The following is a 16,701-nucleotide window of genomic DNA, read 5'->3' on the forward strand; positions in this document are numbered from 1 at the left end:
TCGCAGCTGCTGGAACCCCGCATCGACTGAGCAGGCATGTCACGAGATTACTCTGAGCAGACTCTGCGCATGTCCTGTCCACACCCACCGAACTGGGGACGGTCCTGGCGAAGCGGTTGTTCGATTCCCAGAACCCGCACGTGAGAAGGACGGTTACGGGCGGCCAGGCCGACATCCACCGGCTGGCGTGAGGCCTGGCGTGCCCGCGTACAGCAGGAGCATGTCGAGCTCCCAATCGGGGGCCCGGCTAGAGGGTTGGCGCGGTATTTTGTCCCGGACGGACCAGCAGCGGAGGACGATGTGGGTTTCTGGGGCACCTTTGTAGTCAGCCGGTCCACTGCCTCTCCGCGTGAGCTCGTCGACGGACTGGAAGACGTTCTGGTAGAGCGATGCACTGGCGGATGGCTGGACTCGTTGCCCGCTCCCTGGGCTGTATGGCAGGTGTGGGCAACATCGGCACAGCTGACGGAAAGCACCTGGCAGGACCTCGAAGTGTCTTCGAAGGGTCCTGTCATCGCCTGCGAGGTCTTCGACAGTGACGGCGCTCGACTGGACATGTTCAGCGAACCGTCCGGTCACTGGATGACCTATCTGGAGATCAAGGGTGTCGTCAGCCACCAACTGCTTCCGCCGGCGCCGTTCGATGCGGACGGCAATTGGTTGGACGATGCCTCGATCACGAAGATGAACGCCGACTACGAGCGCGAGTTCGAGGCCGAGTGCGCTCGGCTGCGCGCTGCGGTGCCGACTGGTCTGGCCGCCGCCGAGCGCGCGCGTTCGTGGGCTCTGGATGCGGGTCTGGCGGTGCCGTGCCCACCGTCAGAGCTGGCTGCACGCTTCGAACACGAAGGGGCGTTCGTGGAAGATTCGTTCTTCGAGCTGCTCGCATGCTTGGGCCTGCGGCAGGGAAGCTCCTGACCGGGAGCGCCTGGGTCGTACGGTCGCGAGGCTGGGTTGGCCTCACTGCCCGGCGCCCACCTTGGTGATCTTGCATTCAATGCCGGCCGGTCCGATGGGAGCCTGCGCCGGGGTAGTTCCTCCGAAGGTGGTCGTGTCGCGGACCTCGAAAGTCTGTCCGCCGATCCTCTGCTGAGAGGCTGCGTCCAGGACCTCAACGGTCACTGAATAGCTCGACGCGTCGCCTGTGATCGTGCCGTTGATCGTTACCGTGCCCTGCGATCCGACTGTGTTGACCTGGCAGTCGACGTTGGTCTTGTAGCTCGTCGCATCGAGGACCGGAGTACCGTCTCCTGGCGCACCTGTCATGTAGCGCACGGCGAAGACGCACAGGCACGCCAGCACACCCAAGCCGATGACGATCTGAACCCTCCGCCACGGGCTCCGAGGCGACCTGTATCCATCGTTCGCTGCGGTCCACTCGTACGTCGGCATTTCCTGTCCCCCAGAACCCTGATCGATCGTGCTGCACCGCAGCAAGCGCCGGTCAGCCTACATCGCAGGGATGTGAAGTCGGCTCATTCGCCCTTGTAGCAAAGGCAGAACGGGTGGCCGGCGGGGTCGGCGTACACGGGACAGCTGCCGCCCTGCGGTGGTAGCAGGGTTCCTCCGAGCCGGAGGGCAAGGCGTTCCTTCTCGGCCCGATCGTCGAAGCCGATGTCGAAGTGCATCTGTGGCGGGTATTCGGGGTCGGGCCAGCGCGGTGGTTGGTAGTTGGGGACGCGCTGCAGGGCGATCATCGGCAACCGGTCGTCCTCGCTGGCGATCGCGATCCGGTCGGGTGAGTCTTCGACCGTACGGCGCATATCCAGCACACCGCCCCAGAACCGGGCCAGCGGTAGTGGATCGGCGCAGTCGATCACCACGCGGACGAGTGTGCCGAATCGGTCCGTGGGTTCGGTGAGGCCGGGGTAGAGGCAGAACGGATGGCCCACCGGGTCGGCGTACACGCGCCAGCCGGGGAACTCCTCCAGCTTCGTCGCCCCGTGCTCCAGCACCGCTTGCTCGGCGGCCTCCAGGTCCGCGACGTGCACATCGAGGTGGATCTGTGTCGGATGTGCCGGGTCGCGCCAGCGGGGAGGGCGCATCCGGCCCTCGCCTGTCCCGATCCGTCCATGGGTGAGCATCGTGTAGAACGCGCGCAACTCGTCCTCGCGCTCCTCGGGGCAGCCCACGACAACCCAGAATCGTCCGTCGTGCTCGTCGGCGTCGATCGACGTGCCGACAACCTTGGCAGCCTCGTCGAGCACCACACTCACGAACGCCTGCCCCCGGTTGCCGACCAGGACAACGCGGACCATGCGGTCGTTGACCTGCCGCGCACTGCTCACCGCCCGGTCCGAACCCGCGAGCTCCTCCACATCTGGCTCCCACGCCTCGGCGATCCACGGACCTGGATCCCATCCGACGAGACCGCTGACCGCGTTGGCCGCCGGTACGTCCGCCTGCTCCAACGCGTCGACCCAGCGGCATGCAACTTCGACGAGATCTCGAGGCATCTCCGCAGTCTGACCCCGACGGACCACCCGATCAAGACTCGACCTTCCGGAGCGCTGGACCTGGACCAGCGAACTGGCCGACGGCGTCGCGACATCGAACTGCAGGTCAGGGCGTCGTCAGGGGCGGTTTCGAACCGCCAACCTTCTGCCTTTCGGGTCCGACGGTGCTTCCCGCACTGCGCGGGGTCGCGCCACTGCCAAGCACGGCTTGCCGTCGCAGGGGGCGCGAGTGGGCACAAGAAAAACCCGCCCCACGAGGGGACGGGTGGTTGATGTCGCCCACTTTAGCCCGGCAGATTATCTGCGGCAAGCTTGCCGGGAAGCCGCGGCCTACCAGCCTGCGGGGCAAGCGTAGTTGCCGACCTGGAGTGGGAACTGGGAGCTCGTGAAGTCCGACGCGTCCAGCCGGTACCACCAGTGGCCTCCCACGCCGTCCGTCGGGCGCCCCTTGAGGTCGCCCGCGAGGTAGCTCTTGGTCGGGTTGATCACCCCGACGGGGACGCGCTTGCGAGCCTCTTGGGTAGGGAACTTGAGATCGCTGTCGTTCGACACGATCACAGCCGCATCGACGGCACTTGTGAGAGCGTCGATCAGCAGATGCGATGCGACGTTGACGTCTGAGCCCTTCTCCTCTGTGTTCAACACGCTGACGAGGAACTGCGCGTTAGGCACAGGGTGCGACGACGAGTCCTGGACCATGACGGGCCAGCCAGAAGTCACGACGACAGGGCGACCTTGCCTGTCCTTTGTTGCCAGCGGCGCGGTCTTCGTCCGTGCAACGTACTTCCCGTACTCGATATGGTCCACGCATCCACTGCTACGCAGTGCTTTCAGGTACGTGTCCTGATCGAATTGACCCGAGGGGTTCGTGCGGGCGTCGATCCGCGCTGTGCAGTAGACGAGGCGATGAATCGTCGCGGTTGACCAGCCTGACTTCCGGACGAGGATCCCGTCGATCATCTGGCGGATGTCCAACCAGCGCCAGCCAGGTTGACTGCGGCCGCACCAGTCACGACCCCCGTAGTACAAGTTGTAACCGTCCACATACACGCCGACACGCATGCGCAGAAACTAGTCCACGTCGAGCCGATTGAGTAATTGCCCGTCGGGCCTTGTGGACAGTGCGATCGGTCGCGTTGGCTCAGGTGTGGGTTGCGACACCGGGTGGCTGTAGAGCTCCCCACAATTCTGCTCGATCCTGACAGGCGCCAGCGGCCGGCTGCCTGCTCTCCAATGTCCTCAGGCTGACCATCCACTTCTTTGGCAAGGCCGACAGCTCGGGCCGACTCGGGCACGGTAAACATCTGGGCGGCGAGGCGAGTTCGGCAGTTCGCCGTGGGCACGGTCACGTTGTGAGCGGTGGTCGACGTTGGCCGTCGGGGCGCGCGATAAGCGCGCAAGCCGCGAGCGGCAGCTCGCAACATTGCCGGCGATAGCCGGAGCGTGCGTGGGAAAGAAAAGCCCTCCCCGGTTGAGCGGAGAGGGTGGTGGTGGTCAGGGGCGGTCTCGAACCGCCGACCTTCCGCTTTTCAGTTCGACTGAACTCCCCGGCCGGGCTTGCAGCGGTGATGCTGCACGCCGCCAGTTGAGGGGCCGCGCGTGTAGGTGGCGCTGGCTGTTGCTGGACCCGTCGCTGGAGCAGGCACGACATCACCGCACAGACATGAGGGCGGCGGGGTGGTGGCTGGCAGACTGCACCTCGACGGCTTCGGCGGAATCGGTGAAGAGGGCAGATTGGTATGGACAAGGCGTCAGCGAGGAGCCTGCGACGGCGCGCTACCCGCCGAGATGCATCGCCCGAAGGTGACCCGATCTCGGTCGCTCGCATCGTCCGCACGGCTACTTCACTCACAGCGTTCGGAGCGCTGTTCTCAACTCTCCTATTTGCTGGCCGCGTGCTTGTTGTCGCTCGATTTGACCCCGACGTGTCAGCCGCGCTGCTAATCAATACTTCGCTGACCGTGGTTCTTCAGGCGGTCGTCTTGCAGCTATTTCCGATCCTGGCGTACTTCGGCGGGCTCATTGGTATTTATGTCGGAGCCTATCGACTAGCGGATAAGCCTCGCCGTGAGGCGATCGTTTTCCGCAGTCTGGTACTCATTGGTGGCGGACTGGCGCTCATGGCTCCGCTGGTATTCACGCAATTCCTCGACGGGCTTCCACTCACTGGCGTGGTCGGGATCGTGATCCCACTCGTATCTTTCATCTACGGTTGGACGCGGCGGAGCATAGTCGATTTCGAGTCGATGTTCGCGCTCCCGCTGGTATTGATGGCTCTAGCATCCATTATCACGGCGTTGGTTGCTGGTATGTGGCTCGCACCAGAAACTGCAAAGGTGAATGGTGGCACCGAGACTGTGCTCTACACGCTGGCGAGCGACGGGTCGGATGTCGTCGTGTTCTCTCCCGGCGACCATGCGGTCCTGCGATTCCCTGCCTCTGCTGTGGCTGATAGGCAGTATTGCCGGAGTCAACCGGAGCTCCCCACGCTCGCCGACAAGGTCTTCCGCCAGCCCACAATTCCAATCTGCCCTCGGCCTCGTCGCCTGGTCGAAGGTTAGGCGTTGTTTTACGCTCCGCGTCGCGTGAGGACCACGGCAGGCTCGAACAGCTTGCGGAAGCGGGCACCGGGTAGACGTTGATGGTCGAGTCGCAGGGTTCAACCATCCGTGGGACCGTCATCCTCAGGAAGTCATCAGCAGTGCATTCTGTGTCGCGTCGAGCTGCGCGAGTAGCGAGCCCAAACCAGCCTCAGATACGACAATGCACCGTGATAGAGGCAGCTCAGGGGACAGGCGGACAGCAATCTCAGTCCGATGGATCTCTTTTAGATCGGTATTGCCTTGCTCGTTGAGCCAACACCGGAACAACTTCCCAGACGTCACAACGACAGGAGCGTAAATAATCGCGACATGTCCCACGTGTGATGAAACGGCTCGGAGGAATTTCTTGCTTCCTTCGAGTAGGCCATGAGCGGCGGCGGTTGCCGATTGAACCGCAGCCCAAGCCTTGTTGGTTTCGTTTGAGTTTGAGGTTTCTCGCAAGGAAATTTCAACAATGGCGGTACTCATGCCCTTTTCTATTGGCGAGAAGATAGTGCTGGCCGTATGCGTATCCTCGAAATTAATGAGGCTCTGGAGCAGGAGTTGGTTCGTGCCGTCGCCGCCATATAGGTGCGGCGTCATCAGCAGGTTGTCCTCTGGCTCTTCGGGGGGAGTCCGTATTCCGCCGTCGAATGCGACCCACGGCTGCGGCTTGGACTTGCATTCCACGACCAGGTAGAAATACGTGGCAGATACTGAGGAGTGCCCTTCAATATCGATGACCCAGCTCGCAAGGACGTCTGTTTCCCGGATTTTGTTGGTGACCGGGTCAACGTAATTTTGCGACTGGCTCACGTTGAATGGGCCGTGCTCTCGAATCTTGGCCGCGACTCTCATCTCAAGCGGATAACCGGCCTTCTCTAGTCGTGCCAGAATCTTCTTGCGCAACTCCTCATCCTCGGTCACAGGTCATCCCCTGTCGCAAGTTTCCCCCTGCAAAGCACGGAGGCCGTGGCCGCCGCCCGACTGGTTGTGGTGATCATGCGGATGCCGTGGCTGCGCCGGCCGCTGGAACGTCATGGGCGCCGTAATAGCGACCGGGACCATCTCGCCGCCTAGCTCGAGGTCACCCACTCTCCCCTGGATGCCTACCTGATGCATTCCGCCGATGACGTGAAACCGACATGCCCACAGCGAGCACACGGGTGCCTAACGCCGACGGCCTGCAGGCGGTTGATGATCTGTTGCTGAGCCTGGCTCAGGAGCGTACCCCGCCGCGGTTCCTCGGTCATCTAAGGATTATGGGGGAGGCGTGAGTCGACCGACACACTGATCGTCCGCGGAGCTGGTCGACGGGCGGGTTGCTGGACTTGCGGAGGATCGGCGGTTCTCCGATGGAGAAACCGCAGGTGAGAGGGGTGGTCAGGGGCGGTCTCGAACCGCCGACCTTCCGTTTTCAGTCAGCGGTGCCCGTGACAGCCCACGAGACCGTTTTCCTAGCGTGCTTCCTGGTCGGATCGTGGCGATGGGCGGTGGTAGCTGTTGCGGTCCACCTTGCGGTCCTAGCTTGCGTCGCTAGCGGTCCATGATTCGCCGCCGGGCGGAAGCATCCCGGTCGGGAGTGCCAGGTTCGAACCAGGCTGTGCTTGCGGTCCGACTGGGGGCGGACGAGCGGCTCGCTTTGATGCCAACAGTCGGCGTGTCGCGCTCACAAGTACGGCGACGTATGCTAAAGGGGCGCGGTGAGCGCTTCGCGCGGTGTCGCGGCACGTTTACGGATCGATACGAAGCGTTATGAGCGGAGAGAGGCAGACCACTGACAGGTAGCCCCGAGTCACGCTACCCTCCGGGCATGCGGCAGAAGTGGACGTCAGCATACATGTTCGAATGGACGCCGATCTTGACGTTCACGCGCCGCCGGTTGGGCCTGCTGGAGTGGTTCGACGAGCATCTCCAGCCGGTGGCCTTTGTGGAAGATCCGAAACAGATTGGGATAGCCATAGTTTCGCCCGGTCTGAGGCTGCGGGTTGACCGCGACAGCATGATCATAACTTCGGCTGCGACAGAACCTTCTATCGACCTGCTTGAGCCAGCTATCGAAGGTGTCATCGAGATCCTCCAACCGAAGGACATGACCGAGACCTTCTGCACGTCGTTGTGGACGCACTCGCTGGAGGGTCAGAGCTACAACGAGGCCAGAGCCAAGTTTGCTGTTCGGATGTCTGGAATCACGGCAGAGTCGCACGGATACCGGCCGATTGACGGTTCGGCACTCATGGATATCGAGTCAACCGAGTGCACTGGCCAGGTCGAGTGGGGCGTTGTGGAACGTCCTGAGCTGGCAAAACGTATGAAGCTCACAGAGATGAGTCGTACATCCGGAGCGTCGTCAAGACCCGCCGGACGAGCGAACGAGGAAGATTTGCCAGAGGTAGCGTTGTTGGTAGATGTTGACTTGCGTCGGCGGCTTGGTGGGGCAGTAGGAGACGCCGGCGCCGTGTTAGCCGCGGTTCGTAGGGCCGACACCGCAGCTGAGAAGTTTGTGGAAGCGTTGTATCCGAGGTTTACCAATGAAGGGGGCAGAGATGAGTTCGCTGAAGCTCAGTGAGGACACCCGCATCGATGCGGCGACTACCGAGGAATGGGTAGCCGTGCGGTCACCATTGCGTGAGCGACCCCTGCCCGAGGCAAATGGAGTGATCCTCTCGATCGCCGCACTCCGCGACCGCTACCGGCGTGGCGATGCGCCGTCCGTGGAGCTCGACCTCGATCAGATTCCGAAGGATGATGACGAGTTCATGGATGACATCCAAAAGGACATCGACGAGCGCTGGGACGACTAGGCAATACGAACCTTCTGCTGGTGGCCACACCGCTCAGGCTCACTGCTGGTGAGATTCGTTACGCCAGGGTGCCTTACACAGATGATCCAAGTCAGGGCAAGCGTCGCCCTGTCATCGTGCTTGGCTGGTCGAAGTTCGGTTTTCAAGAAGACAACACCGTCCTGCTAGTTCCCATCAGCTCATTTGATGGGGTGCCGAAGGTGAAGAACGGCGACGTCGAACTAGACTGGAAGGCCTGTGGGCTCAACAAGCCATCCTGGGCCCGCGCACGTCGGATCTGGGGAGCGAACCCCCACGCCGTGGACCCTAGGCCCAGCCTGGGCCATGTGACTGCGAATGAGATGGCGCTTATCCTGCTTGAGCTAGAAGCCATGTTCATGGCTCACGGGACGGCGCGGTAGCCTTCAGAGCAGGCAAGCCTTGCGCGGTCATCTGCACGCGGTGGCCGGATACGAGGAATGCTCCGAGTCAGCATATTGCGCTCAGGGCATCCTCTGCCGAACGGCTGGCATGATTCGGGCAGCGACGAACGGGCGAGTAGCGGTGGCGGTCGTCATAGCCCGGTGACGTAGTCGAAGGCGATTGGGCTCAGAGCATGTTCTTCCACCAGCCAAGGACTGCGCCATACGAGCACGCCGCCCACTGTCGTAGGTTCGCCTGCCGAGATGTCGAGTTCGATCGAGTGGACGATGGCGAGCGCATTGTTGGGGTAGGCAGCTTTGTGAAGTGCGACCTCGCCCCGCGTGAGGATGACCTGCGAGCCGGATGAAGTCGTTCCTTTGACCTCGACCTGTAGCCGATCGCGGTCCTTCCGGGCGTCGAGGTCGAAGGGCTGGGTTGCGCCAACGTTGTCCACGCTGTAGCCGAGCTTTCTCAGGAAGGTTGTCGTGACCGAGACCGCGTGAGCCTCGATCGCCAGTCGCGCCTTGACGTCCTGCCTGAAGCCCTGTCCGCGTGGCGGCCTTCCTGCACCTATGTCGGCGGCGAGGTGCGCATCGGCGACTTCGGGCGCAAGTCCCTCAGATGTGGGGGAGGGCAGGTTCGTGACCTGTAGAAGAGCCTTGATCTGGTCGAGATCCCTGCCATTTGGAACCGCGAAAGTCAGGCGGATCCGTTTTCGTTCGTTGCCGCCGCCTGCGCGCGCCGTGGACGCAATGTTTCCCTGTGGACGAGTGAGCGCCAGCCGGAGCCGCGGGTAGTCTGCAACGTCGTTCAGACGGACAGGGTACGTCCATGGAACGGGGTGTACGCGTCTGTCTTCCGGTGGCAGCGATTGAGCTGTGCGCGACTCGACCAGGACATCTAGAAGGCTTGCATCAGCCAAGGAAAACCGTCGTAGTAGCGTTTCGAGGGCCAGCGGGTATTCACGGTTTCTCGATTGCCGCGACCCACCCGTTCCGCCGGCGCTGTCGAGCACTACTTCGACATCCCCACGGGCTGTCTGCTCGACTGTGAGCCTTGCGTCGATGTGCCTTCCATCGTCATCAACGAGCTTCATGTGCGCAGCATCTCGTACCACCTAGCGGACGTCGACCTCGGGTGTAACCGTGTCTGAATGAGCCTGAACGCAAGGGCAGCCCCGGGGCTGTCATTGAATGGCTGCTGCTACCTGGGTCATCGTCTCCGCCACGATGTCAGCGCCGGCGATAGCTAGAGCATCGACCTTTCCCGGCTTGTTCGCATACCCGACGGTCCGGCAGCCCGCGGCCCGGCCTGCCTCCATGTCACTCGTCTGATCACCGATGAACACACAGGACGTGGCGCGGACCTCGAGCGCTTCAGCAGCGCGCTCGATGAGGTGCGGACTTGGCTTCATCAGGGTCGGATCGCTCGCGTTACGTCCCTCGACGTGCGCCACCAGATCCGCGAGTCCGGCGTGCATGAGGTAGCTGGTCACCGCCTCCGCGTAGTTGTTGCTGACGATCGCAACCCGCTTTCCGCGCTCGCGGCAAGCCGCCAAGCTTTCAGCAGCTCCGGGGGTCGGAAGGGCAGTCCTGACAGCTCTCATCTCGGCAGACTGGAGTGCGCGTTCGAGCAGGGCGGATAGTTGCGGATCGCTCGCGGCTACCAGCAACAGTTCGTGTGGGCTGGTCGGTTTTTCGAGCGCGTTCTGGAGGTCGTGGCGAACCTTACTGGCGAGATGGCGAAGCTCCTGAGTTATCTCCGGTGCGGGGTAGCCGTCGAACACAGAACAGATTGGTCCGTCGAAGTCGAACAGAACGGCTTCTGCAGAGCTGAACAGCTGTTGTAGGTCAGTGGTCACAGGTCGCGCGCCTGCCCTAGGGTGCCCCAGAGACTGTCGAACCAACGCCGTGCCTGATCGACGTACTGCGACCCTGTTGCCTGGTCGTTGTCGCTCGTTGAGTGGTGAAACAGGACGGTGTCTTTGCCTACGGCATCGAATATCGAGGCGGTCTGTCCTTCTACCTCGACTTCTCGCTCCACGACCGGGTAGAACCCGAAGAAGATCTCTTCATCGTTCAGTGCGTAGAGCTTGAACATCATCGGAAGTCCTGCGACCACGCGTGTTTCCACCTCGGTCTTGGGGACGAGTCCCAGCTCTCCGAGTTCACGGATCGATTGGGTGATCTCGCCCGCGGACCGGTGAGCAATCCCCGCCACGCGTGCCCGGACGCTCGGGTCGTCCCCGGGATCGCTGCCAGCGCGTGACGGCACAGCGATCGGCTGGTTGAGGTCCGGCAGAAGCATGCGGATGTTGATCGACTGCGGAGTGAGGCGACCTCGCCTGATGCGGTCGATCGGCTCCTCTAGGGCGCCGAGGAGCGTTTCGCCGGTCAGACCTGCGAAGTCGATACGTACGGTGTCCTGCTCGAACGCCTTTTCAATGTGCGGACGCAGACCGACGGCCTGGTCTGCCTGCTCGCGTACGTACACGCCGCTTCCGACGCGGGAGACGATCAAGCCCTCGTCGCGCAAGATCCGTAGTGCCTGCTGGATCGTCATCCGAGCAACGCCGTACTGCGTCGCCAGCTCGTTCTGCGACGGGAGCTTTTCGCCCGCCTTCACCTTCTTCGTGAGGATCGCCGCGCGTAGAGCGTTGGCGACCTGCTTGAACGGCGGTCGCGGGTCAGACGGATCTAGCTGCTGCTCCATGCCCGCAAGCCTACTAGCTGACTAGGCAGGCTAGGGCAATCTCGTCCAGATGCTTGACCTGACTAGCCAGCCTATGTAGCTTTCTGTCTAACCAAACCTGGCTAGGCAGGCTAGGCCGACTGGCCAGGTGGTGGCGTCCCGGCGGTGGCACCCGCCGAGACGCCTGGGTCGTACTAGTCATCTGAAGAGGAGCACAACCCATGAGCATCATCCACCTGTCGGCCGTCAGCAGCGAGGAGCCGACCGCTGCGGATCTGGCCGGTATCGAGGCGGAGTGGCCGCTGATCGCGGCCGAGCTGGACCTGTTGGACGCACAGATCGCGTGCATCAACGCCGGGCCGCACGCGTCGGAGCTGGAGACGCGCCGGATTCGGCGCGCAGAGCGCCGGGTGCTGGAGGCGGGCCGGGAGCTGGCCGACCGTGCCCCGGAGACGGAGGGCGTGGCATGACCGCGCAGGTTGTCGAGATGCCCCTGCCGGATCTCATGCAGGTCGATCTGGGCTGGTGGAAGGTGGCGGGCTACGACCTGGTGCAGGTCGTCTCGCCCCGTACGGCGCTGGGCACGGCGTGGATCGTCTGGCTCGGTGACCACGTCTTGCACACCACCGACTCCCTGCCCGACGCGGGCGGCTGGGTCGCTCGCCACCTGACGGGAGGTCAGGCGCGATGAGTACTCCGCTTCGCACGTCGTACCCGGTCCCGGTCGAGGACCTGATCCCGGCCGGACGCAGCCTCGCCGCTGAGCTGGGCGAGGTCCCGTCGCAGAACCGGCTGATGAAGCACCTGCGCGTTGGCAAGGACAAGGCCAAGGCCGTCCACGCTGCCCTGATCGAGGAGCGCACCGCCGACCACGCCGAGGACCACCCCGAGACCCGGCTCCACTCGGTGCCGGACCCGGACGAGACCACCACCGAGTCTGACACCACCGACACGCCCTCCGAGGACGCTGCGGAGGAGTTTCTGCAGGTCACGCCGCCCACAGCCCCGGTTCCGGCCCGCCGTAAAGGCTGGCTGAGCCGGTTCCCGCGGCTGACCCGGCGCGGGGGCATCTCCCCGGCCGACGAGCCGACCACCGGTGCCGAGTCCGGGAACGAGATGCGCCCGGTTCGGTCGTGGCCGGTGCTGCTGCTGGCGCTGCCCGCGTTCGTCGCGGTCTGGTCCGGGTGGGTCGGGCTCGGTGAGCTGACCGGGTTCGGTGTCGTGCACCCGCTGCCAGGTATCGCGGACGAGTTCACCATCAACTCTGCGATCACGCTCCCGATCGGTCTGGAGACCTACGCCGCGTTCGCGCTGCGGGTGTGGCTGTCCGGTCGGGTCCCGGCCACGGCTCGGAGGTTCGCCATGATCTCCACCCTGACCTCGCTTGCTCTCGGTGCGCTGGGGCAGGTCGCCTACCACCTGCTGGAGGCCGCCGGCATCACCCGTGCGCCGTGGCAGATCACCACCGTCGTTGCCTGCCTGCCTGTAGCCGTACTCGGCATGGGCGCCGCGCTCGCCCACCTGATCCACACCCGCGAGAACGGGAGCCACTGACATGTCTGAGAACCACGCTGAGAACCTTGCCGACCCGATCGACCTGGACGCGCGCCGCGCCCGCCGCGACGACAGCCCGCGAGTCCCGGAGGAATCGGCCGGCGCTTTGGTGCCGCTGTCGGCGGGTGAGGTGGAGTCGATGGACACCGCCTACGAGATCGCGCTGGACGGCGACACCGACGATGACCCGGCGACGGGGAAGGTGCTGGTGCCGGTGGATTCGCCGTCGCTGCCGGTGTCGGTGCAGTTGGGGGAGCGGCTGCCGATCGTGCCGGTGCATCTGCGGCCGAAGGCGCTGCCCGCGACGATGCGCCGCGCTGGCGGCCGGGCCGGGCACGTGACGGCGTTCCACGCGGTCCGATCCCCTTGGTATGCAACGAAGTTCGCCTGGTTCGCCGGTCGTGGCCTGTCGCGGCTGATCGGCAAGCAGCTGCGCTGGTGGTGGGTCCCGAACTCGGTGCAGTTGGAGCAGAAGGCGGCCGACGCGGGCGAGCTGAAGGAGTGGGAGAAGATCCACCGCCAGCTCAAGGCCACCCGCATGTGGCGCGGCGGTGTGCTGGCGTTGCAGAACCTGGGTTTGGCGATCGGTGTCCCGGTGCTGTGGAACGCGGCTCCCGCTGCTGGTCTGGTGGCGGTGGGTGCGGCTGCGGTCGCGGGTCTGGCGCACTACGGCCGGCCGGCAGGTCAGACCTTGGTGGGTACGGCGGTGGTCGCGCCGCGGTTCCGCAAGCTCAACTCCGACATCGTGCTGCGCGCCTACTACGCGGCCGGTCTGGGCAAGCCTGACCGGGCCGACCAGGAGGTGCGGTTCGGTTCGGCCATGTCGCGGGATGCACGTAATACCGGATCTCAGGTGGTCGTGGATCTCCCGTACGGCAAGGGCTGGTCCGATGTGGCCGGTGCGCGGGAGAAGATCGCGTCTGGGCTGGATGTGCACACCAATCAGGTGTTCCTGACCCCGGACAAGACCAGCTCGCGGCGGCACACGCTGTTTGTTGCGGACCGGGACCCGCTGGCGGTCGCGGTGGGCCGTTCGGATCTGCTGGACTGCAAGCCGCGGTCGATCTGGGACCCGGTGAAGCTGGGCAAGGACGAGCGGGACGCGCTGGTCACGCTGTCGCTGATGTGGAACTCGCTGCTGGTCGGCGCGCAGCCCCGTAAGGGCAAGACGTTCTTCGCCCGGCTGGTCGCTTTGCATGCGGCGGCGGACCCGTACGTGAAGCTCATCGTTGCTGACGGCAAGAACTCTCCGGACTGGCTGGCGTTCAAGAAGGTCGCGCACCGGACCGTGTTCGGGACGCACCCGAACCCGAACGACAACAACCCGATCGAGAACCTGCAAGCGATCCTGGACGAAGTCCTGGCCCACATCGACCGCGTCAACAGCATCCTGACCAAGCTGCCCGTGACGATGTGCCCGGACGGCAAGCTGACCAGGGAACTCGCACGGGACCCGCGCTACCCGGACCTGCGGGTGTTGGTGATGGTGATGGAGGAGTTCCAGGTCTACTTCGAGACCGAGGACCAGGCCGTGAACAAGGAGATCGCGGCCAAGCTGTCCCGGATTCAGGCGGTCGGCCCGTCGGCCGGTGTCGTGATCGAGTCCAGCTCGCAGAAGCCGTCCGGTGTCGGTGCGGGCGACGTGGGCCGCCTGTTCAACCGGTACCGCGACAACCACTCGGTGCGGTTCGCGCTCAAGTGCGGCAACCGGCTCGTGTCGGAGGCCGTGCTCGGTGGCGACGCGTACGCCGAAGGGTTCGACGCCTCCGCGCTGCCGGTCGGCGACGAGTACCGGGGCGTCGGGTACCTGTACGGGGTCACCGACAACACGCCCACGGTGCGGTCGTTCCTGGCTGACGCGGCCGACGCGGACAAGATCCTGACCGCCGCCCGCAAGCGCCGCGAACAGCTCGGCACCCTGACCGGCGAGGCGGCCGGGGAGGAGCTGGAGCGCGCCTCCCGGGACGTGCTGGCCGACCTGCTGGCCGTGATGGGGCCGGACGGCAAGGCGCACTGGGACACACTCGCCGGACGCCTGGGCAACCAGATGCCCGAGCAGTACGAGGGCACCACCCCGGACGCGATCTCCGCGCAGGCCCGCGCACTCGGTGTCCAGTCGGTGAACGTCAAGCGCGACGGCGTGGTCCGCAAGGGCGTCAGCGCCGATGACCTGCGCGCCGCCATGGCCCGCCGCGACAAGACCGGCTGACCTCCCGATTGATCTACAGAGCGTAACCAACTCAACTGAGGGTGCGGGACGGGTGAAGTAGCGGCCTCGACGCTACTGGTAGCGGCTGCGCTACCCGTCCCGCTACCCCGCAACCCGAACCTGACCAGGCCGTTCGCTCACGCGTAGCGAGTAGCGGCCACGGCTCCTCACGCCCAAAAACAGCCCGTTGGAGGCTCACCATGCTGTCCCGCGCCGCTACCGCTATCCCCATCGCCGCTACTCACAGTAGCGACAGTTCCGGACTTGTCGCCACCCTCGCCGCCACACTCCACACCGCCGGCCTGGTCGCGACGGTCCTACTGATCGTGACCGTCGCCGTCGCGTTCTACCTGTTCACCTGCGTGGTGTGGCCGTTCGGCAAGTGCCGCCGCTGCAAGGGCGTCGGCAAGTTCAAGTCCCCGTTCGGATGCGCCTACAGGCACTGCGGGAAGTGCCAGGGGTCCGGGCTGCGGGTCCGGCTCGGCCGGCACGTCATCAACCACCTGCGCGCCGTCCGCGGCGCGGGCGAGAACTCGACCAGCAAGGGCAAGCGCTCGTGATCGGCCCGACTGTGCCGACGACGGCTGGCCTACAGCTCGTGTCGCTGTGCGCGGGCATCGGCGGCATCGACCTCGGGTTTCACCGCGCCGGCATCCCCACGACTGCCGCTGTCGAACTCGATCCGCGGGCGCGGGGCGTGTTGACCGACCGGTTCCCCGAAACGCATCTGTTCGAAGACCTCACGGAGGTGAGTGCTGATGACCTCAGATCAGTTGGAGTTGTTCCCGACCGAACCGTCCTGGCTGCCGGGTGGCCCTGCCAGGGCAACTCATCTCGCGGCCGTCGTGGCGGCCTGGCAGATCCACGCTCGGGTCTGTGGGTGCACGTCGCGAGACTGCTGGGTGAGCTTCGTCCCCGTTGGTTCGTCGGGGAGAACGTCCCTGGCCTTCTGTCCGTCAACGACGGCCGCGACTTCGGCACCGTGCTCGCGGACCTGGCCGAGCTCGGGATGGACAGTGCCTGGCGGGTGCTGGACGGTCGCGGTTTCGGAGTACCGCAGCGACGCCGCCGACTCGTCCTTGTCGGACATTCTGGAGACCGGACCGCACCTGTCCGCGTACTCCTTGAACCCGACCGTCTGCCGGGGCATCCTCACCCGCACAGCGAGGCGACGCCGCAACCTTCCGCCGGCGCTCCGTACGGCGCTAGAGACAGTCGCAGCGACAGTGACAACACAGCCGACCGAAGCGGCCTGACGACCTGGGCACCGGCCTACGCGCACTCGCTGGTCAGCCACGGCGGAAACGACAAGCAGGACCCGTCGATGGTCACCTACGTGGTCCAGCCGAACACAGGGCCGCGCCGGTTGACCCCGCTGGAATCCGAGCGGCTACAGGGGTTCCCGGACGGTTGGACCGCCACTTCCCACGGTGTCCCGCAGTCCGACCGCGACCGGTACGCGCAGCTCGGCAACTCGGTAGCCGTGCCGGTGTTCGAATGGGTCGCCCGCCGCGTTTCCGCTGTTCATCAGACGAACGCCGGCGCGGGGGTGAAGGCATGAGCACGGCGTTGGATCGTGCGACGTTGCACCCGGCCGCGTCGCGGTGGATCGAGCTGTGGAACGGCCAACAGGCTCTCGGCTGGGACCACCACGGAACCCCGGTGTTCCGGTTCCGGTGGGCACCGGCCGGGTTGGCCACACGCCGCCAGCTTCGGGCGATGCGCATGTCGCCGGGCGGTCAGGAGCCGTACGCGCTGCTCGTGTGGCGCAACGGGAAGCGGTGGGCGTGGCTGTACCGGCTCGACCTCGCCCGGCCCTCGCGTGTGCCGTCGCCAGCGCAACTGAACGCGCTGGACAAGGCGATGCAGGCGCGGCGTACCTGCCAGCTCTGCAAAGCCGTCACCGACTACTGCATCCCGACCTCAGACGGCCGGTGCAACGACTGCATCGACACCGCCCACTACCCGACCGCTGCCTAGCCCACCTCAAGGAGGAACCATCG

General features: G+C 64.8%; 19 protein-coding genes. 12 read left to right on the forward strand and 7 right to left on the reverse strand.

Annotated features, from left to right (window positions below; all coding sequences use genetic code 11):
• Positions 1–300: 300 nt before the first annotated feature.
• A complete protein-coding gene (locus EV647_RS13540; protein WP_134002663.1) occupies positions 301–918 on the forward strand; it encodes a hypothetical protein in 618 nt (205 codons plus the stop codon).
• Positions 919–960: 42 nt separating this feature from the next.
• Here the strand turns inward: EV647_RS13540 and EV647_RS13545 are convergent, their stop codons facing one another.
• The 3 genes from EV647_RS13545 to EV647_RS13555 form a co-directional block, all read right to left on the reverse strand.
• Positions 961–1,308, reverse strand: a complete 348-nt coding sequence (locus EV647_RS13545) for a hypothetical protein (protein WP_134002665.1) — start codon at positions 1,306–1,308, stop codon at positions 961–963.
• 167 nt (positions 1,309–1,475) lie between these two features.
• Positions 1,476–2,456 carry a VOC family protein gene (locus EV647_RS13550; RefSeq protein WP_134002667.1) on the reverse strand — a complete coding sequence of 327 codons (981 nt, stop codon included), beginning with the start codon at positions 2,454–2,456 and terminating at the stop codon, positions 1,476–1,478.
• A gap of 330 nt (positions 2,457–2,786) precedes the next feature.
• The gene (locus EV647_RS13555; protein ID WP_134002669.1) at positions 2,787–3,518 is read right to left on the reverse strand and encodes an NYN domain-containing protein; all 732 of its coding nucleotides are present in this window, start codon (positions 3,516–3,518) and stop codon (positions 2,787–2,789) included.
• A gap of 833 nt (positions 3,519–4,351) precedes the next feature.
• Here EV647_RS13555 and EV647_RS13560 point away from each other — a divergent pair.
• On the forward strand, positions 4,352–5,017 hold the full coding sequence (locus EV647_RS13560) for a hypothetical protein (RefSeq protein WP_134002671.1): 666 nt from the start codon (positions 4,352–4,354) through the stop codon (positions 5,015–5,017).
• A gap of 123 nt (positions 5,018–5,140) precedes the next feature.
• Here EV647_RS13560 and EV647_RS13565 read toward each other — a convergent pair whose 3' ends face one another.
• The gene (locus EV647_RS13565; protein WP_134002673.1) at positions 5,141–5,965 is read right to left on the reverse strand and encodes a hypothetical protein; all 825 of its coding nucleotides are present in this window, start codon (positions 5,963–5,965) and stop codon (positions 5,141–5,143) included.
• Positions 5,966–6,851: 886 nt separating this feature from the next.
• Here EV647_RS13565 and EV647_RS13570 point away from each other — a divergent pair.
• The 3 genes from EV647_RS13570 to EV647_RS13580 are packed head-to-tail and all read left to right on the forward strand — an operon-like array spanning position 6,852 to position 8,243.
• Positions 6,852–7,607, forward strand: a complete 756-nt coding sequence (locus EV647_RS13570) for a hypothetical protein (RefSeq protein WP_134002675.1) — start codon at positions 6,852–6,854, stop codon at positions 7,605–7,607.
• The gene (locus EV647_RS13575; RefSeq protein WP_134002677.1) at positions 7,585–7,842 is read left to right on the forward strand and encodes a hypothetical protein; all 258 of its coding nucleotides are present in this window, start codon (positions 7,585–7,587) and stop codon (positions 7,840–7,842) included. Before EV647_RS13570 ends, EV647_RS13575 begins: the two co-directional genes overlap by 23 nt.
• A gap of 20 nt (positions 7,843–7,862) precedes the next feature.
• Positions 7,863–8,243, forward strand: coding sequence for a type II toxin-antitoxin system PemK/MazF family toxin (locus tag EV647_RS13580; RefSeq protein WP_166680313.1), 381 nt, complete (start codon positions 7,863–7,865; stop codon positions 8,241–8,243).
• 152 nt (positions 8,244–8,395) lie between these two features.
• Here the strand turns inward: EV647_RS13580 and EV647_RS13585 are convergent, their stop codons facing one another.
• The 3 genes from EV647_RS13585 to EV647_RS13595 all read right to left on the reverse strand — a co-directional run bounded on the left by EV647_RS13585 (position 8,396) and on the right by EV647_RS13595 (position 10,956).
• A complete protein-coding gene (locus EV647_RS13585) occupies positions 8,396–9,340 on the reverse strand; it encodes a protein NO VEIN domain-containing protein (RefSeq protein ID WP_134002681.1) in 945 nt (314 codons plus the stop codon).
• A gap of 90 nt (positions 9,341–9,430) precedes the next feature.
• Positions 9,431–10,105 (reverse strand): HAD family hydrolase, encoded by a 675-nt coding sequence (locus tag EV647_RS13590; protein WP_166680314.1) that lies wholly within the window; start codon positions 10,103–10,105, stop codon positions 9,431–9,433.
• Positions 10,102–10,956 (reverse strand): GntR family transcriptional regulator, encoded by an 855-nt coding sequence (locus EV647_RS13595; protein WP_134002685.1) that lies wholly within the window; start codon positions 10,954–10,956, stop codon positions 10,102–10,104. Before EV647_RS13595 ends, EV647_RS13590 begins: the two co-directional genes overlap by 4 nt.
• Before the next feature lie 200 nt (positions 10,957–11,156).
• Here EV647_RS13595 and EV647_RS13600 point away from each other — a divergent pair, with 200 nt between their 5' ends.
• The 7 genes from EV647_RS13600 to EV647_RS13630 all read left to right on the forward strand — a co-directional run bounded on the left by EV647_RS13600 (position 11,157) and on the right by EV647_RS13630 (position 16,678).
• Positions 11,157–11,405: a DUF6284 family protein gene (locus EV647_RS13600; protein ID WP_134002687.1), complete on the forward strand. Its 249-nt coding sequence runs from the start codon at positions 11,157–11,159 to the stop codon at positions 11,403–11,405.
• The gene (locus EV647_RS13605) at positions 11,402–11,626 is read left to right on the forward strand and encodes a hypothetical protein (protein ID WP_134002689.1); all 225 of its coding nucleotides are present in this window, start codon (positions 11,402–11,404) and stop codon (positions 11,624–11,626) included. Before EV647_RS13600 ends, EV647_RS13605 begins: the two co-directional genes overlap by 4 nt.
• A complete protein-coding gene (locus EV647_RS13610; RefSeq protein WP_134002691.1) occupies positions 11,623–12,489 on the forward strand; it encodes an ABC transporter permease in 867 nt (288 codons plus the stop codon). The genes EV647_RS13605 and EV647_RS13610 overlap by 4 nt, the downstream gene beginning before the upstream one ends.
• 1 nt (position 12,490) lies before the next feature.
• Positions 12,491–14,698, forward strand: coding sequence for a cell division protein FtsK (locus EV647_RS13615; RefSeq protein WP_134002693.1), 2,208 nt, complete (start codon positions 12,491–12,493; stop codon positions 14,696–14,698).
• 200 nt (positions 14,699–14,898) lie between these two features.
• On the forward strand, positions 14,899–15,258 hold the full coding sequence (locus tag EV647_RS13620; protein WP_134002695.1) for a hypothetical protein: 360 nt from the start codon (positions 14,899–14,901) through the stop codon (positions 15,256–15,258).
• A 38-nt stretch (positions 15,259–15,296) separates the two neighbouring features.
• On the forward strand, positions 15,297–16,259 hold the full coding sequence (locus EV647_RS13625; protein ID WP_238177272.1) for a DNA cytosine methyltransferase: 963 nt from the start codon (positions 15,297–15,299) through the stop codon (positions 16,257–16,259).
• Positions 16,256–16,678 (forward strand): RRQRL motif-containing zinc-binding protein, encoded by a 423-nt coding sequence (locus EV647_RS13630; protein WP_134002699.1) that lies wholly within the window; start codon positions 16,256–16,258, stop codon positions 16,676–16,678. The genes EV647_RS13625 and EV647_RS13630 overlap by 4 nt, the downstream gene beginning before the upstream one ends.
• Positions 16,679–16,701: the final 23 nt, after the last annotated feature.

This window comes from Kribbella sp. VKM Ac-2566 (assembly GCF_004366005.1).
Lineage (GTDB): Bacteria > Actinomycetota > Actinomycetes > Propionibacteriales > Kribbellaceae > Kribbella > Kribbella pratensis.

Coding starts and splice junctions, on each gene's coding strand:
- EV647_RS13550 (WP_134002667.1), bottom strand. CDS start 2,456: ATGCCTCGAGATCTCGTCGAAGTTGCATGCCGCTGGGTCGACGCGTTG.
- EV647_RS13555 (WP_134002669.1), bottom strand. CDS start 3,518: ATGCGTGTCGGCGTGTATGTGGACGGTTACAACTTGTACTACGGGGGT.
- EV647_RS13570 (WP_134002675.1), top strand. CDS start 6,852: ATGCGGCAGAAGTGGACGTCAGCATACATGTTCGAATGGACGCCGATC.
- EV647_RS13575 (WP_134002677.1), top strand. CDS start 7,585: ATGAGTTCGCTGAAGCTCAGTGAGGACACCCGCATCGATGCGGCGACT.
- EV647_RS13585 (WP_134002681.1), bottom strand. CDS start 9,340: ATGAAGCTCGTTGATGACGATGGAAGGCACATCGACGCAAGGCTCACA.
- EV647_RS13595 (WP_134002685.1), bottom strand. CDS start 10,956: ATGGAGCAGCAGCTAGATCCGTCTGACCCGCGACCGCCGTTCAAGCAG.
- EV647_RS13600 (WP_134002687.1), top strand. CDS start 11,157: ATGAGCATCATCCACCTGTCGGCCGTCAGCAGCGAGGAGCCGACCGCT.
- EV647_RS13605 (WP_134002689.1), top strand. CDS start 11,402: ATGACCGCGCAGGTTGTCGAGATGCCCCTGCCGGATCTCATGCAGGTC.
- EV647_RS13610 (WP_134002691.1), top strand. CDS start 11,623: ATGAGTACTCCGCTTCGCACGTCGTACCCGGTCCCGGTCGAGGACCTG.
- EV647_RS13615 (WP_134002693.1), top strand. CDS start 12,491: ATGTCTGAGAACCACGCTGAGAACCTTGCCGACCCGATCGACCTGGAC.
- EV647_RS13620 (WP_134002695.1), top strand. CDS start 14,899: ATGCTGTCCCGCGCCGCTACCGCTATCCCCATCGCCGCTACTCACAGT.
- EV647_RS13630 (WP_134002699.1), top strand. CDS start 16,256: ATGAGCACGGCGTTGGATCGTGCGACGTTGCACCCGGCCGCGTCGCGG.